General features: G+C 43.6%; 15 protein-coding genes. 7 read left to right on the top strand and 8 right to left on the bottom strand.

Translation table 11 applies throughout. The features are described 5' to 3' along the window. Positions 1-139: 139 nt before the first annotated feature. The gene (gene cueR, locus ACFVP7_RS05275) at positions 140-571 is read left to right on the top strand and encodes a Cu(I)-responsive transcriptional regulator (protein WP_010886460.1); all 432 of its coding nucleotides are present in this window, start codon (positions 140-142) and stop codon (positions 569-571) included. A gap of 60 nt (positions 572-631) precedes the next feature. Continuing rightward, a complete protein-coding gene (locus ACFVP7_RS05270; protein ID WP_009966903.1) occupies positions 632-1,966 on the top strand; it encodes a hemolysin family protein in 1,335 nt (444 codons plus the stop codon). Between the two features lie 67 nt (positions 1,967-2,033). Here ACFVP7_RS05270 and ACFVP7_RS05265 read toward each other — a convergent pair whose 3' ends face one another. Both ACFVP7_RS05265 and akrN read right to left on the bottom strand, forming a co-directional pair. Next, entirely contained in the window at positions 2,034-2,633 is a 600-nt protein-coding gene (locus ACFVP7_RS05265) for a 1-acylglycerol-3-phosphate O-acyltransferase (protein WP_003233335.1), read from the bottom strand. Between the two features lie 391 nt (positions 2,634-3,024). Next, entirely contained in the window at positions 3,025-4,020 is a 996-nt protein-coding gene (akrN, locus tag ACFVP7_RS05260; RefSeq protein WP_003245422.1) for an aldo/keto reductase AkrN, read from the bottom strand. A gap of 196 nt (positions 4,021-4,216) precedes the next feature. Here akrN and sigM point away from each other — a divergent pair, with 196 nt between their 5' ends. Genes sigM through ACFVP7_RS05245 form a run of 3 tightly spaced genes read left to right on the top strand, consistent with a single transcriptional unit; the run spans position 4,217 to position 6,052 of the window. Further along, on the top strand, positions 4,217-4,708 hold the full coding sequence (gene sigM / locus ACFVP7_RS05255; RefSeq protein ID WP_003224177.1) for an RNA polymerase sigma factor SigM: 492 nt from the start codon (positions 4,217-4,219) through the stop codon (positions 4,706-4,708). Then, positions 4,698-5,774, top strand: a complete 1,077-nt coding sequence (locus ACFVP7_RS05250) for an anti-sigma factor (RefSeq protein WP_010886459.1) — start codon at positions 4,698-4,700, stop codon at positions 5,772-5,774. The genes sigM and ACFVP7_RS05250 overlap by 11 nt, the downstream gene beginning before the upstream one ends. Then, positions 5,762-6,052, top strand: coding sequence for an anti-sigma-M factor (locus ACFVP7_RS05245; RefSeq protein ID WP_003233341.1), 291 nt, complete (start codon positions 5,762-5,764; stop codon positions 6,050-6,052). Before ACFVP7_RS05250 ends, ACFVP7_RS05245 begins: the two co-directional genes overlap by 13 nt. 30 nt (positions 6,053-6,082) lie before the next feature. Here ACFVP7_RS05245 and ACFVP7_RS05240 read toward each other — a convergent pair whose 3' ends face one another. Further along, positions 6,083-6,511, bottom strand: a complete 429-nt coding sequence (locus tag ACFVP7_RS05240) for a GNAT family N-acetyltransferase (protein ID WP_153255846.1) — start codon at positions 6,509-6,511, stop codon at positions 6,083-6,085. A gap of 109 nt (positions 6,512-6,620) precedes the next feature. Between ACFVP7_RS05240 and ACFVP7_RS05235 the strand changes: the two genes are divergently transcribed. Beyond that, positions 6,621-8,030: a PLP-dependent aminotransferase family protein gene (locus ACFVP7_RS05235; RefSeq protein ID WP_338732978.1), complete on the top strand. Its 1,410-nt coding sequence runs from the start codon at positions 6,621-6,623 to the stop codon at positions 8,028-8,030. A gap of 34 nt (positions 8,031-8,064) precedes the next feature. On the opposite strand, the gene ACFVP7_RS05230 is transcribed toward ACFVP7_RS05235, so the two are convergent. From ACFVP7_RS05230 to citA, 4 genes are all read right to left on the bottom strand, one after another. Then, positions 8,065-9,420 (bottom strand): sodium-dependent transporter, encoded by a 1,356-nt coding sequence (locus tag ACFVP7_RS05230; RefSeq protein ID WP_338732976.1) that lies wholly within the window; start codon positions 9,418-9,420, stop codon positions 8,065-8,067. Between the two features lie 117 nt (positions 9,421-9,537). Continuing rightward, positions 9,538-10,935, bottom strand: coding sequence for a branched-chain amino acid transporter BcaP (gene bcaP, locus ACFVP7_RS05225; RefSeq protein WP_003245791.1), 1,398 nt, complete (start codon positions 10,933-10,935; stop codon positions 9,538-9,540). A gap of 249 nt (positions 10,936-11,184) precedes the next feature. Continuing rightward, positions 11,185-12,054 carry an SDR family oxidoreductase gene (locus ACFVP7_RS05220; RefSeq protein ID WP_029726337.1) on the bottom strand — a complete coding sequence of 290 codons (870 nt, stop codon included), beginning with the start codon at positions 12,052-12,054 and terminating at the stop codon, positions 11,185-11,187. Between the two features lie 73 nt (positions 12,055-12,127). Next, on the bottom strand, positions 12,128-13,228 hold the full coding sequence (gene citA, locus ACFVP7_RS05215) for a citrate synthase CitA (protein ID WP_181216924.1): 1,101 nt from the start codon (positions 13,226-13,228) through the stop codon (positions 12,128-12,130). Positions 13,229-13,336: 108 nt separating this feature from the next. Between citA and citR the strand changes: the two genes are divergently transcribed. Further along, positions 13,337-14,212 carry a transcriptional regulator CitR gene (gene citR / locus ACFVP7_RS05210; RefSeq protein ID WP_003233357.1) on the top strand — a complete coding sequence of 292 codons (876 nt, stop codon included), beginning with the start codon at positions 13,337-13,339 and terminating at the stop codon, positions 14,210-14,212. Positions 14,213-14,282: 70 nt separating this feature from the next. On the opposite strand, the gene lytE is transcribed toward citR, so the two are convergent. Further along, entirely contained in the window at positions 14,283-15,287 is a 1,005-nt protein-coding gene (gene lytE, locus ACFVP7_RS05205) for a peptidoglycan endopeptidase LytE (RefSeq protein WP_072175834.1), read from the bottom strand. Positions 15,288-15,555 lie beyond the last annotated feature (268 nt).

Raw genomic sequence — 15,555 nt, 5'->3', positions numbered from 1 at the left:
AAAAGTTTGAAAATTCTATCTTCCTATGTTACTTCAATCAGATGATGAATTCCACAACTTCCAATTCCGGTCTAAAAAAAACAATAAACTTGTGCAAGACACCATTCATATATTAAACTATTCTCATAACTATAACGTGATGGTTGGGAGGGATATAGATGGGGCTGAGACTTATCGCATCAGTGAACTAGCGGCACTCGCCGGAGTAACGAAACGGACAGTTGATTATTATACGAATCTCGGTCTGCTTACGCCGGCCAGATCCTGTTCAAATTACCGTTACTACGACGAAAATGCACTCAAACGACTTATATTTATTGTAGATTGCAAGAAGCAGCGATTGGCCCTGTCCGATATTAAAGATCGACTGGAGAACCAGTTTCCCTCTTCAGCTAAACTTGATGATGAAATTGGAAATCTGGCATTAGAAATTGATCATATGAATCAAAACATCTCCGGAATCTTGCATCGGTTTGAACGGCTGAAGCCCGAGGATCGTGACAAGCTGAAAAGCAAACTCCCGCCTGAAAAGCTCGCCGTGTTCCAATCATTTATGCTGCTGTTAAGTTAAAACCATTTTATCTAACAGGAGGTGTTACCTTCATTCTCATTGCAAGAGTGAAGGTTCTAATTGGACATAGTGAATTTGATTTTAGTTGCTGTTTTAATCGCCCTGACGGCATTTTTCGTGGCTTCTGAGTTTGCCATTATCAGAATCAGAGGCTCACGGATCGATCAGCTGATCGCGGAAGGAAATAAAGCAGCAATAGCCGTAAAAAAAGTGACCACGCATCTTGATGAATATTTATCTGCGTGTCAGCTCGGAATTACATTGACTTCCATCGGATTAGGGGTTTTAGGTGAATCAACGATCGAAAGGCTGCTTCACCCGCTTTTCGTCCAAATGAACGTTCCAGGTTCCCTTTCACATGTCATATCGTTTATTTTTGCGTATGCCATTATCACGTTCTTACACGTTGTTGTCGGAGAACTTGCACCTAAGACAGTCGCTATCCAAAAGGCGGAAGCAGTGTCTATGCTGTTTGCGAAACCACTGATTTGGTTTTACCGCATCGCGTTCCCATTCATTTGGCTTTTGAACAATTCCGCACGGTTATTGACCAAAGCATTTGGCCTGGAGACCGTTTCAGAAAACGAACTGGCACACTCAGAAGAAGAGCTGCGAATCATTTTGTCTGAAAGCTATAAAAGCGGTGAAATCAACCAATCAGAGTTTAAATATGTGAATAAAATCTTTGAATTTGACGACAGGCTCGCGAAAGAAATTATGATTCCGCGGACCGAAATTGTCAGCCTTCCGCATGATATCAAGATTTCTGAAATGATGGACATCATTCAGATTGAAAAATATACCCGCTACCCTGTGGAAGAGGGCGATAAAGATAACATTATCGGGGTTATTAACATTAAAGAAGTGCTGACCGCCTGCATCAGCGGTGAGGTATCTGTTGATTCCACCATTTCTCAATTCGTCAACCCGATCATTCATGTCATTGAATCTGCGCCAATCCAAGACCTGCTTGTCAAAATGCAAAAAGAGAGGGTCCACATGGCCATATTGTCTGATGAATACGGCGGTACTGCCGGGCTTGTGACGGTTGAGGACATCATTGAGGAAATTGTCGGTGAAATCCGCGACGAATTTGATATTGATGAAATTAGCGAAATCCGTAAAATCGGCGAAGGCCATTATATTCTTGACGGAAAAGTGTTAATTGACCAAGTAAACGACCTGCTAGGCATTCATTTAGAGAACGAAGAAGTCGATACAATCGGCGGCTGGTTCCTTACTCAAAAATACGATGTTGAAAAAGATGATTCCATCATCGAAGAGGGCTGCGAATTCATCATTAATGAAATTGACGGCCATCACGTCGCATATATTGAAGTGAAAAAGCTTCAAGAAGAAGAACTTCTGGAGACAGCTAACCAGCAGGAAGCATAATAAGAAAAGCACCTTGTATAAGGTGCTTTTCTTATTTTCACAGTTCAGGGCAATCTCTCAGAACGCCTTATAGCTGATCAAGTTTATTCTCTAGTTCTTTAATCCGCTGATTCAAAGCCTCTGTCATTGCTGCAAGTCTTTCCTTTGAAGGCAGGTGGGCAAAATCAGCCTGGTGAAGAGGCTCACCGATAATCAGCTTCATTTTTCCTTTTTTGAATAATTCTTTTCCGCTTGAAGGGCCCTGATATGCAGCGGGGACAAGCGGCGCTTTCCCCATTTGCGCAATCGTCACCGCACCTCTTTTCAAAGGCACATCCTCAGAGGTTCTTGTTCCGCTTGGGAAGATACCGACGATCTCTCCTTCTTTCAGCAGCTTAATCGGCGTTTTAATACTGCTTGGCCCGGGATTTTCCCGATCTACCGGAAAGGCATGAATTTTCTTCAGAAACGAACCGATCCATTTATTTTGAAAAAGCTCTTTTTTCGCCATGTAGTGTATTTGATAAGGAAGAATCCCGACTCCGAGTGTAATCACATCAACCCAGCCGGAATGTGTACACGCGATGACAAAACCTGAATCGGCCGGAAGGTTTTCTTTGTTATACACCTTCACTCCTCCGCGAAGAGAAAGAATAACTTTTAAAGCATTTGCACAAAACTTATACATATCGCACTTCCTTTGTCGTAATCAATGATTCTTTCTGTCATCTATTATAACAACATTTTTTATTACCTGGTACTAATTTTTAAGATTTCTCCCGTTTAAACGCCAAAAAGCTGAGAATTCATCCTCAGCTTTTAGATTGTTGATAAAATCATAAAATGGTTTTCATTTTATGTTTTTGTCATCTATTCAGCGTGATTGAAAATCCTTGAGTCTAGGAAAGGCTAGCATGGAGCAGACTTTCACAGGATGTGATGACAGCGGTGTTTGAGCAGGACGCCTAAGCATTTAGCCGCTGTCCCTTCATCATTCGTGAGCACCGACGCGCAGGCCTGACAACGAATGCGAGGGTTTGTCGACACGCTGAAAGCTGAGGATTCGCCCTCAGCTTTTGTTATATTTCCTCTCTGGTCGGTGGTGCCATAAACTCCGGTCCGACAGGGTCTGATATCGTATTTTCCAATATAGTATTGATATCTTTCTGATCTTCACTGTTCAGCGTCCAGCCTGTAATCTCAGATAGGGCCTCAAGCTGCCCAGGCTTTCTTGCTCCCCAAAGAGCGATATCCGCTCCCGGCTGATCTAAGATCCATCTGACAGCCAAGTGAATAACTGATTTTCCATAACGTGTCTTCGCCAGCTTATCCAATTGATTGACAGCAGAAAGATACTCTTTAAAGCGGGGCTTCTGGAATTTTGGATCGTGATTACGCAGATCATCGCCCTCAAATGTATATTCTTCAGTCATTTTGCCTGTTAACAGCCCTCTGCATAAACTGCCGTATAATAATGTTGTTATCTTGTTATCTTTCGCATAAGGAAGGACACTCTCTTCCATCTCTCTTTCAAACAGATTATATGGAGGCTGAATCGTATGGAGAGGTGCGACGGCGCGAAATGTATCCATTTGCTCAATTGAAAAATTGCTGACGCCAATCGCCCGGATTTTTCCCGCATCATATAATTCCTTCATGACTTCAGCCGTTTCTTCAATTGGCACAAGCGGATCGGGCCAATGCACCTGATAAAGATCAATATAGTCTGTTTGAAGCCGCTTCAAAGAATTCTCAACTTCCTCTACAATTCTCGCTCTGTTCGCATGGCGGAACAGCTGGTTGTTCTTCCAGTCCAGAGCCGTTTTCGTTGCGAGAATCACCTGGTCTCTTTTGCCGTACTCTTTGATTGCCTTTCCGACGATTTCCTCGGACTGCCCGAAGCCGTAAGCCGGCGCGGTGTCAATCAGTGTAATCCCCTGATCAAGAGCGGCGCGGATTGTTTCAATCGATGTTTTTTCGTCAGTGCCTCCCCACATCGTTCCGCCAATGGCCCATGTGCCGAGGCCGATTCTGGAGGCTTCTATTCCTGTATCTGCTATACTGGTATATTCCATTGTGCCACTCCTTCACTTTTTCACTATCTTTTCCCCTCTGGAAAAAATGTTAAACATTTCTCCGCACTATCTTTTGCGGCCATTTTTGGGTACTATATAGTAATGGTGTTTGATTAGGTATAAAAAAGCCGTTTGCATGTAATGTGCAACTTTAAACCTTTCTTATGCGTGTATAACATAGAGGGGAGAAAAGGCAGTGACGATCGATGAAATTTACCAAATGTACATGAATGATGTTTACAGGTTCCTGCTCTCCATGACAAAAGACAAGCATCTTGCTGAAGACTTGCTGCAGGAAACCTTTATGCGGGCATACATACACATTCACTCCTATGATCACAGCAAAGTAAAGCCCTGGCTTTTTCAAGTGGCGCGAAACGCCTTCATTGATTACGTCAGAAAGCATAAGAAAGAAGTAACCATTTCTGATGACTTAATCGGAAGCCTCTTTCAAAATGCTGTTCAAAGTCCTGCCCATCAGGTAGAGATAAAGGAAGTGCTGACTGGTTATATGTCCGAGCTCCCCGATAATTATCGGGAGGCCTTAACGCTATATTATTTAAAAGAGTTAAACTACAAAGAAGCATCCCATATTATGAATATTTCAGAGGCGAATTTTAAAAGTGTTTTATTTCGTGCCAGACAGCGGCTGAAAGCACTTTATAATAGAGGTGTTAATGATGAATGAAGAATTTAAAAAGCGTTTTGATCAATATAAAAATGGGGAAATGAGCGACCAGGAAATGACTGCATTTGAGGAAGAACTTGAGAAGCTCGAAGTATATCAGGAACTGATTGACAGCGAACTAGAGGACGATAACGATTGGGATCTCAGCATCAGTCCTGAAAAACAAAAAGCGATTTTAGCCTACGGCAAACGCAAGTCTTATTTGCGAATTTCTGTGCTTGCCGTCATTTCGACATTGATGATTTTGCCGCTTTGTACGCTGGGAAGCTACCTCTATTACGGAATGGGTGGGAAACACAGCACCGGCAATGAGTTTATGGAAACTGCCGCAGTCACTGTAGCCCTGACCATGCCGAATGTTCTTGTTGATACTTCCGGACTGAAAAGCCAAGTGAAGCTATTTGGAATGAATACGGAATTCCCGCTGCAAAAGCAGATTGGCACGAAGACGGCTGCCGTAGGGAATGAACGGGTTGAAATGTTTTATAACAAAGTAAAAGCGCCGGCAGTAAACTACTATGACTTAGAAGTGAATAAAACCGGCCATTACTTTACACATCCTTCAAACAAGTCTGAACAAACGACCGCAAAAGCAGAAAAAACGTTAAGCACATTGCCTGAAGGAACGGTATCAGAGGTCTACCTTTCATATGACCGTGCATATCCGACAAAAGACGTGTATAACAAATTCAAAGGCTATGATGTGAGCTTTTTGTGGAACGCAATCGAAACAGAGAAAAACACAAATAAGACAGCTTCCACAGAACCTCTTGGCTATCCTGGAAAGGATTCAAAGTTCTTGGCCGCCCTTAATACAAAAGGCAAGTCGAATGGCGATCAGTTTATCAACGCCCTGAAATTCATGTCCAAACACGAAAAATGGGCTCAGGTCATTTCAAAACGGAAAGACCTGAATGTAGATAACCGATTAGATTATGTAGAGAAAAACGGTGTCAATGTATACGGTTCGGTCGTTACAGGGCCAACCAAGGAAATCCAGCGCATGCTGAAAAATAAATCTGTAAAATCAGCGAATGTCGGCGAGGTGGAATTATGGAATTGGTAAGAATTTTTAAAGAACACAATGTATTCGGCTGGATCTCTGTCGGGACAGCGGTTCTGTCCCTGCTGTTGCTGAATTTGGCCATTATCAGCAACGTCACGTTTTATTCCTATCAAATGCTTCCGTTCGCCATGGCTGCCGTTCCGTTCGGCGTTGTTGAACTCTTCATCAAGAGAGGGCGCACAGGTCCAGGCCTGCTCGGCGTCATCCTTAATCTCTTTGTGATTATTTGTGTGTATACCATTGTATCTGTAGATACGAATTTACAGTTTGGCTTTTAAAAAAGACGCCTTTTCAGGCGTCTTTTTTCGTTATACCGGTTTTCGGAACAAATAACTTTCTATAGTAAAACCCATTTTATCTGTATAAAATCGATGTGCGTCTTTACGCTGAAGGCCAGATGAAAGACTGACAAAACCGAGTCCGGCTTTTCTCGCCCAGTCTGAGGCATAATTCAAAAGCATTTTGCCGTATCCCTTTGATCGGCTAGGTGCCGTTGTAACTAGATCCGCAATCCACAAGTGCTCTCCTTTATGAATGGAAACTCTCGGCAGAGCCCCGCACAGCGCTCTGATTGCTGTATTTTCATATAAGGCAAACAGCATATACGATTCTTTCTGCACACAGGCTTCAAGCCTTTGTAAATACGTCTCTATATCCAGTTCTGTTCTCAATTCACTCATAATCGGATACGACTCAGCCCATTCTTCTTTCGAGGTTAATTGTTTCATATGGATCATCTTCTCAATCCCCTTTCCTTTCGTTACAATGATCATAGCTAATAAATGGCATTTGCCAAATAGCCAATATCAGAAAAAATGACCATGCCAGCTACAAAGGAGACATGAGATGGATATTACGCCGTTTCTTGATAAAAAGAGCAAAACACCGCTGTATGAACAGCTTTATATCTTTTTTAAACAAGAAATTTCACATGCGCGAATCACAAAGGGAACAAGACTTCCGTCAAAACGCAGGCTCTCCAGCTTGCTCGATGTCAGCACGGCAACTATAGAACGAGCTTATGAGCAATTAACTGCTGAGGGCTATGTCAAAAGCAAGCCGAAAATCGGCTGGTTCGCGGCGGAAGTAGAACCAGGATTCCCGACAGCTCCTGACCATTTTCAGCAGTCTGTACAGCCGGGATTACATCAAAAAAACGCACCTGCTATTGACTTCCATCAGGGCAGCGTTGATCCGACCCTCTTTCCCTTTAACGCATGGAGAAAAAGCATAGTAAAAAGTCTTGATCGCTATTCCGGATCGTTTCACACCTCTGGCGATCCTCAAGGAGAATACGAACTCAGGCACATGATTGCCCGATTCGTCAGGCTGTCTCGGGGAGTAAATTGTGAACCCGGCCAGATTATCATCGGCGCAGGAACCACCGTGCTTCTGCAAATTCTTTGCCTTTCGCTAAAGCCAGGTACAAAAATCGGCTTTGAAGAACCGGGCTTTCACCGTTCAAGAAGGATGTTTGAAGCAAATCACATGGATGTCACTCCGATTTGTTCTGATGCAGAAGGCGTCCTGCCGGATGAGCTCTACCGTCAGAATCCTTATCTCATGTATACGACTCCTTCGCATCAGTTTCCGATTGGGACCATTATGACGATTACCCGCAGACAGGAGCTGCTGGCATGGGCGGCAGAAACAAATTCATTCATTATAGAAGATGATTACGATGGAGAATTTCGCTACAGCGGCCATCCCATTCCGTCTTTACAGGGTCTTGATCCGAATGGCAGAGTCATATATCTGGGCACTTTTTCAAAGTCACTTCTGCCTTCCTTGCGGCTCAGCTTCATGATTGTGCCCCCTGAACTCATGGAACCGATCAAAAACAGTGCTCAGTTAATGAAGCAGACCGTCTCTGTTCACTCGCAATTGGCACTGGCAGACTTCATCGAAACCGGAGAGTGGCAGAAACACATAAATAGAATGAGAAGCTTATACCGAAAAAAACACGCTATCCTGTTAGAAGCCATTCGCTCTGAACTGGGAAACACCGTTGAGATTCTCGGTAAGAACTCGGGGCTTCACATTCTGCTGCGCCTTTTGTTTCCAGCAAGTGAGGAAGAAGTAATACAAGCAGCCGCAGACCACGGTGTAACCATCTATCCCGTGTCTCCCTCATATAAAGAACAGACGCCTTTTGCTTCTGTCTTAATCGGTTATGGCGGTTTGTCAGAAGAGGACATCAGGCTCGGCATCCAAAAACTGAAAACGGCATGGGCACCGTTGATATCATCTTATTAAATAAAAAACAGGCCCCGGAAACGGAGCCTGTTTTTTAAAATGATAAAATTCCGATTAAATTTAAGAACACGATAATAATGGCAAGCGGCACGATAAAACGAAGCAAATAAAACCATGTGTAAAAGAATGCTTTACCTGCATTTGATCCATTTCGCATTTCAGCCAAGAGTTCGCTTTTCGAAATTTTCAGCGGGATAAATAGAGAAATTAACAAAGCGCCTGAAGGCATCAAAACATTGCTGACGGTAAAATCGGCAATATCAAAAAACGTTTTGCCAAATAGGTGCACATCACTCAAAACGCCATAAGACAAGCAGCATGGGATTCCGACCAAAAAGATCAAAAGCCCGCTCGTCCATGACAGTTTTTTTCTCTTCTTTTCGTCCCCTTTTCCGATTGTGGCAACGATAATTTCAACCATCGAAAATGCTGAGGTTAAGGCTGCAAATAAAAATGCAACGAGAAAACCGATAAAAAACAACGTGCCGAACGGAAGCTGTTCAAAAACGGCCGGAAGCACTGTAAACAGCAGTGTCGGTCCTTCATTTGGCTGAAAACCGAATGAGAAAACCGCCGGGAAAATAGCCAAACCTGCCAAGAGTGTCACAATGATATTCATCAAGACAATGGAGGCTGCCGAACGAGGGATATTTTGTGTTTTCGGCAAATAGGAGCTGTAGGTCACCATCACCGAAACCCCCAGTGTTAACGTAAAGAAGGCCTGTCCCAGCGCGAATAATATGGATTCCGGAGTCAGATCGCGGAAATGAGGCACAAGCAGAAACTTTACGCCTTCCATTGCACCATTAAGCGTAAGAGACCGAAGAACGAGCAGAATAAACAATAAAAACAAAATCGGCATCATCACCGCGCTTACCCGTTCAATCCCTTTTTGAACCCCTCTTGCGACAACGATGACAGTAAGTACCATAAAGACAAGCTGAGCCGCGAGCGTCTGCACCGGATTTTGGATAATAGAAGCAAAAAGAGCGCCATACTGTGCTTGAGAAAGCCCGGACAGTGAGCCTGACGCCGTTTTTACGATATACAGCAAAATCCATCCCCCAATTACACTGTAAAACGACAGCACTAAGAAACACGCGGCTACGCCGATCCACCCCGTAAGAAACCAAGCTGATCGCGGCGCTTCTTTTTTATATGCATCAATGGCATTCGTCTGGTTCCGTCTTCCAAAAATAAATTCCCCCACCAAAAGCGGATAGCCTAAGAGGATGGTAAATAACACGAAGATAAGAAAAAAGGCTCCACCCCCATTGGTCCCCGCTACGTAAGGGAATTTCCAAATCGCGCCCAAGCCGATAGCCGAGCCGGCCGCTGCCATGACGAAACCAATTTTCGAAGCCCATTGGACTGGTTTTTGCTCAGACAATAAACGTCACTTCCTTTCCAGCCTATATTATCTCTTATTTTTGTCTTCATTTCTATAGATTCATTTGCCAAGAACAGAAAAGAGGCGGCCTGTATGGCCGCTCTCTTTATCAAAAGGTTATTGATTTAATTTTGAATGCTTTCTTGAATACAGGAAATAGATTACCAAGCCGATTAACAGCCACACTAGGAAGCGGACAATCGTCACCCATCCCAGATTTAAAATCAAGAACAGGCAGAACAGAATCGCCAGGCCTGGGATCACGGGAACTCCCGGGCATTTAAAAGCTCTCGGAAGATCAGGCTGTTTCTTTCTCAAAACGATAACTGCCACAGAAATCAGGACAAATGCCGACAACGTCCCGATGTTCACCAGCTTTGCAAGTTCATCCAGTGGAACAAGTGAGCCGAGAAGCGCCGACATCGTTCCGAAAAACCAAGTGGCTACATAAGGTGTTTTGTGCTTTGGATGCACTTTAGAAAGTGAACCCGGCACAAGTCCGTCACGCGACATGGCAAACATGACGCGGGTCTGCCCGTAAAGCATCACGAGCATAACTGTTGTCATTCCCAACACGGCGCCAATATCAATGATGCCTGCCACCCAATTTTGCCCTGCGCTTTGAAGAACAAGAGAAACCGGATGATCCACACCCGCAAATTGAGCAAACGGGATAACCCCAGTCATGATGGCTGATACGGTGACATATAAAATCGTGCAGACCAGTAAAGAGAAAATAATGCCTTTAGGCAGATCCTTCGCGGGATTTTTCGTTTCTTCCGCAGCAGAGGATACAGCGTCAAATCCGATAAAAGCAAAGAATACGAGCGCCGCTGCACTGAATACGCCGCCAAAGCCCATTGGCATAAACGGCTGCCAGTTGTGCGGCTTCACGTAAACGGCTGCCACCGCGATAAACAGCAGAACAACCAGTATCTTCAAGATAACCATGATATTGTTGACTCTTTTTGATTCTTTGATGCCTAAATAAAGCAAATATGTGATCGCCATTACAATGACGAATGCAGGAAGATTAAACAGGGTAAAGGTGCCTTTCACTGCGCCCGGTGCCGCTGTTAAAGCAACCGGAAGATGAATGCCGAGCCCTGATAAAAACGATTGGAAATAACCAGACCAGCCGACCGACACTGCACTTACCGCCAGCATGTATTCTAAAATTAAATCCCACCCGATAATAAAGGCCATAAGCTCTCCCAATGTCGCATAAGTGAATGTATACACCGAACCTGAAACAGGCACACTTGACGCAAATTCCGCGTAAGACAGGGCGGCGAATAAACAAGCCAGCGCCGCCACAACAAATGAAATCGTCAGTCCGGGACCGGCCGTGACTGCGCCTGTTCCCGTCAGAACAAAAATCCCTGTGCCAATAATGGCGCCGATTCCAAGCAACGTTAAATCAAATGCCCCTAATTCTCTTTTTAAAGACTTTTCCCCGCTCGTCGCAGCGATTAAATCCTGAATGCTTTTCTTCCTAAAAACGCTCCCTTTCATTCCCCTTCAACTCCCGATCATCTATTTTTATATATTTTATTTGAATTTTCTGAATTCATGAGCAACAATGGTCATTTTTCTTTTTTTCTACTATATTTGTACTGGTCGCGAATCATTCCTTTCTCCTACTCAATATTATATATAAAATTGCAAAAATGAAAACAAAATTGTTAGAAAAATCGACAAATTTTTTATTTTGAAATTTTTCATCACACAAAAAAACCAGCTCTGGAGCTGGTTTTTCGTTGATCACGTTGAAATAAAACGGCCGCCATTCACATGAATGGTCTGCCCTGTCATATAGGAAGATTCGTCAGACGCCAGCAGAACATAGGCGCCTGCATGCTCAACCGGCTGTCCCGGTCTTCCCATTGGGGTATCCAAGCCGTGCTGTTTCACTTTTTCCTCAGGGAATGTCGCCGGAATAAGCGGTGTCCAAATCGGACCGGGCGCCACCGCATTCACTCTGATGCCTTTATCTGCGAGCGACTTCGCCATGGAACGCGTAAAGGAAACAATCGCACCCTTTGTGCTGGAATAATCAATTAACGCCGTATCCCCTTCATAAGCGGTAATCGATGTCGTATTAATAATGGCACTCCCCTCTTGCAGGTGAGGCAAAGCTTTCTTTGTCATATGAAACATGGAAAAAATATTTGTGCGATAGGTTTTTTCCAGCTGTTCTGTTGAAATATTGAGAATGCTGTCCTGGGGATGCTGTTCAGCGGCGTTGTTCACTAAGATATCGAGTTTACCAAAATGGTCCACTGTTTGCTGCACAGCTTGTTCACAATGGTTCTCGTCCCCGACATCTCCCGGGATAAGCAGGCAGCGGACATTCTCCTTTTCGATCCGTTTGCGTGTTTCCTCTGCGTCCGAATGCTCGTCTAAGTATAGAATGGAGATATCAGCCCCCTCTTTAGCAAAGGCAATAGCTGCTGCTCTCCCTATTCCGCTGTCGCCTCCAGTAATGATCGCGACTTTTCCTTTCAGTTTTCCGCTTCCTCGATAATCCTCGTCCTCTGACAGCGGCAGCGGATTCATTTTTGACTCAATGCCCGGCTGTCTGTCCTGATGCTGCGGTTCTTGTCCTTCTGTTTGTCTGTCCATTGGGTTCACATTCATCACTCCTAGACATGTGGTTGATACTGAACGTTACCACACGACAGAAATGAATAAACGCCAAAATATGTTATGAAAGAACTTCCTCGGGAATGGCACCGGTATATTGCGCTGACGGGCGGAAAATCATGTTGTTTTCTGCCTGTTCCAGTACATGGGCGCACCACCCTACCATTCGGCTTGCTGAAAAGGTCGGAGTAAACAATTCATCGTCAAAATCGATGGCCTTCATCACTGCAGCCGCGTAAAATTCAACATTTGTGTACAGCTTTCGTCCCGGTTTGTAGATTTCAAGCAAACGAATCGCTTCTGCTTCTACATGCAGCGCAAGATCAAGATCACGGTCATTGCCGGCCACCTCTTCTGCTTTCTGTCTTAAAGCTTCTGCCCGCGGGTCTTTTGTTTTGTACACCCTGTGGCCGAATCCCATCAAGCGCTCTCCTTTTTCGAGTTTTTCTTTCAGATATGCTTCAGCATGTTCTTTCTCTCCAATGTCTTCAAGCATTTTTGTCACCGCAGAAGGAGCGCCTCCGTGCAGCGGGCCTTTCATCGTGCCGAGAGCAGACGTGACGGCTGACACTAAATCACTCTCTGTTGATAACGTGACTCGTGCCGAAAAAGTGGATGCGTTCATACCGTGCTCCATGGCCAGAATCATATAGGTTTCAAGCGCTTTCTTTTTTGCCTCTGAAGGCTGTTCACCTGTGAGCATATAATAGTAGTTTTCGACATGTCCGTACTGGGAAGAAGGTGCAATTGCTTGTTCACCGCGCGTCCATCTTTTTCTGTATGCAATGATGGAAGGCGTGATTGCAATCAGCCGGATTGCTTCCTCTGTTTTCGGATGGAATGTGTACGTATTCTCCCCCAATGCTGAAACAACCGTTCTCAGCACCGACATATCGTCCATGTTGTTTGGCAGTGATTGAATCAAGCGCTCAATATGTTCCGGAAGATTCCGTTCCGCAGCCAGCTTATCTTTAAATACCTGCAATTCTTCAGTTGAAGGCAGTTTTCCAAATAAAATCAAATAAGCCGCTTCTTCAAAGCTGTGATTCAGTGCGATGTCTTTTGCATGATGTCCTCTGTAAATCAGACGCCCTTTTTCACCATCAATATGGCTGATGGATGTTTCCACACATGTAATTCCCTTTAATCCGTAATGTACCATTTGTATTCCCCCTATCCTTTTCTGTTATTATAGTAAATATAATATTTAAAAAATAATGAATATTTTAAAGGGAATTAATTAAAAATATTAATCAGAGGGAGAATAGAAATGGATTTCAAATGGCTTCACACCTTTGTGACCGCTGCAAAATATGAGAACTTCCGAAAAACGGCGGAAACGCTTTTCTTATCTCAGCCTACTGTGACCGTACATATCAAGCAATTAGAAAAAGAAATCAGCTGCAAGCTGTTCGAGCGTAAAGGCAGGCAAATCCAGCTGACTGATGAAGGCAGGGCGTATTTGCCGTATGCGCTCAGGCTTCTTGATGATTATGAAAACAGCATGGCAGAGCTTCACAGAGTGAGACAAGGCTACTCTCAAACCTTACAGCTCGCGGTTTCTCCGCTTATTGCAGATACTGTGCTTCCTTCTGTCATGAAGCGGTACACAGCAATGAATACGGAAACAGAAATGGCGGTTACGATTTTCGAATCAGCGGAAATCGCGTCACTGATTAAAGCCGGGGAAGCAGATATCGGACTAAGCTGTTTAAAGGTACAGTCTTCTTCTTTAAGCTGCCACTGCTTATACAAAGACCCTGTCGTCCTTGTTGCCCCGCCCGATAAGCGTTTCATAGAAGACAACGAAATTGATGCCAAAGAGGTGCTCGAACAATACCTGCTTTTGACCCACAATCATCCTGATTACTGGGACGACTTGCTCCGTCAAGTCAGAATGACTTTTCCATTTGTGAGAACAATGAAGGTCACTCAAACACATATAACGAAACGGTTTATCAAGGAAGGACTCGGAGTTTCATTTCTGCCTTTATCTACAGTAAAGCGTGAATTAGCAGAGAAACAGATGATCAGAATTCCTTATCAGTCTGTACAGCTGCCCTATGCCGGCGCTTACGCGATTGCCCTTTATGAAAATAAGAAAGAAAAAAAATTCTTGGATTTTTTATCACATTTTCATTTTTAGGAGCAACCAAAACGCCTGTGCTCCGTCTAATGAAAAAAACCCGTTCCAATGAACGGGTTTTCTCTAAAAATTAGAATCTTTTCGCACCGAGGTAACGAGGCTTCCAGTAGCTGTTGTTCAGGCTGCTGATTTGTACGCCGTCAGATCCTGCATGAATGAAATTGTTGTTTCCAATGTAAATCCCCATGTGAGAAGGGCCGGATTTATATGTTGTGAAGAAGACGAAATCACCAACAGACGGGCTGGCAATGCTCTTCATAGAACTCCAGTATCCTGCAGTGCTTGTTCTGCCCACACTTGTTTGTTTATTCAGTACGTACCAAATGAATCCGCTGCAGTCAAAGCCGGAAGTTGTCGTTCCGCCCCATTTATATGGCGTTCCGACTAACGCTTTTGCATCAGAAACCAGCTTGCTCACATTAAGTGATGTAGATGACGTTTTGCTGCTTGAAGACGATGAAGATGAAGCAGGTTTTGAGCTGCTTGTGCTTGTTCCTTTCACCTTCAATACTTGGTTGACATAGATTACATCTGATTTTAAGCCGTTTAAGCTTTTTAATTTGCTAACCGTAGTGCCGTATTTGCTCGCAATTTTAGAAAGGCTGTCTCCGCTCTTCACTTTATAAGTAGAAGTTGAAGACGATGACACTTTTGATGAGCTGGAGCTGCTTGAACTAGTTGAACCTTTCAGTTTCAGGACTTGTCCAACACGAAGCAAATCTGATTTTAAGCCATTCAGCTTCTTCAGTTCATTGATTGTCATGCCGTATTTTTTTGAAATTTTCCAAAGGCTGTCCCCGCTCTTTACTTTGTATGTAGAAGAAGAGGAAGAAGAACTGCTGCTTTTTGAACTTGTAGATTTGCCGTTAATCGATAAAGTTTGTCCCACATAAATAATGTCTGAACGAAGGTGGTTCTCTGATTTAATTTTACTGATCGTTGTGTCGTATTTTCTTGAAAGATCCCATAACGTGTCGCCTTTTTTCACCTTAATGCTTTGTGCAGATGCCGCTCCTGCAAATAACGTCGATCCTAAAACAACTGCTGTCGTAGCTGTAATGATTTGCTTTTTCATATTTTCCTCCCCAAATGTTAACTCTCTATATATGTATCTCTTTTTTTAAATTAATCTTATTGATTTCTATTATAAGGATAGATTCCCATCAGAAATAGTCTTGACTTCATGTGACAAATTTCTTAATTATTCGTTCTAAAAAAAAGTTTTTAAGGGTATTAAATATTTCATTTTCGTTGCAAAGGTGACAAAAAACGAGTGCTTTTGTCATGTTTTATGGGATGTTTTTCAACATAAAGGAAATAAATGAAAAACTTTCGGGGTCGGC

This window comes from Bacillus sp. SG20033 (assembly GCF_044570195.1).
Lineage (GTDB): Bacteria > Bacillota > Bacilli > Bacillales > Bacillaceae > Bacillus > Bacillus subtilis.
The sequence above is the reverse complement of the archived record's forward strand: the minus strand, read 5'-3'. Positions and strand labels throughout refer to the sequence as shown.

Excerpts from the sequence above, each read along its gene's own strand:
- ACFVP7_RS05245 (WP_003233341.1), top strand. The coding sequence starts at position 5,762 with ATGGAATTGGTAAGAATTTTTAAAGAACACAATGTATTCGGCTGGATC.
- ACFVP7_RS05240 (WP_153255846.1), bottom strand. The coding sequence starts at position 6,511 with ATGATCCATATGAAACAATTAACCTCGAAAGAAGAATGGGCTGAGTCG.
- akrN (WP_003245422.1), bottom strand. The coding sequence starts at position 4,020 with ATGGAATATACCAGTATAGCAGATACAGGAATAGAAGCCTCCAGAATC.
- ACFVP7_RS05265 (WP_003233335.1), bottom strand. The coding sequence starts at position 2,633 with ATGTATAAGTTTTGTGCAAATGCTTTAAAAGTTATTCTTTCTCTTCGC.
- bcaP (WP_003245791.1), bottom strand. The coding sequence starts at position 10,935 with ATGAAAGGGAGCGTTTTTAGGAAGAAAAGCATTCAGGATTTAATCGCT.
- ACFVP7_RS05250 (WP_010886459.1), top strand. The coding sequence starts at position 4,698 with ATGATGAATGAAGAATTTAAAAAGCGTTTTGATCAATATAAAAATGGG.
- cueR (WP_010886460.1), top strand. The coding sequence starts at position 140 with ATGGTTGGGAGGGATATAGATGGGGCTGAGACTTATCGCATCAGTGAA.
- ACFVP7_RS05235 (WP_338732978.1), top strand. The coding sequence starts at position 6,621 with ATGGATATTACGCCGTTTCTTGATAAAAAGAGCAAAACACCGCTGTAT.
- citR (WP_003233357.1), top strand. The coding sequence starts at position 13,337 with ATGGATTTCAAATGGCTTCACACCTTTGTGACCGCTGCAAAATATGAG.
- citA (WP_181216924.1), bottom strand. The coding sequence starts at position 13,228 with ATGGTACATTACGGATTAAAGGGAATTACATGTGTGGAAACATCCATC.
- lytE (WP_072175834.1), bottom strand. The coding sequence starts at position 15,287 with ATGAAAAAGCAAATCATTACAGCTACGACAGCAGTTGTTTTAGGATCG.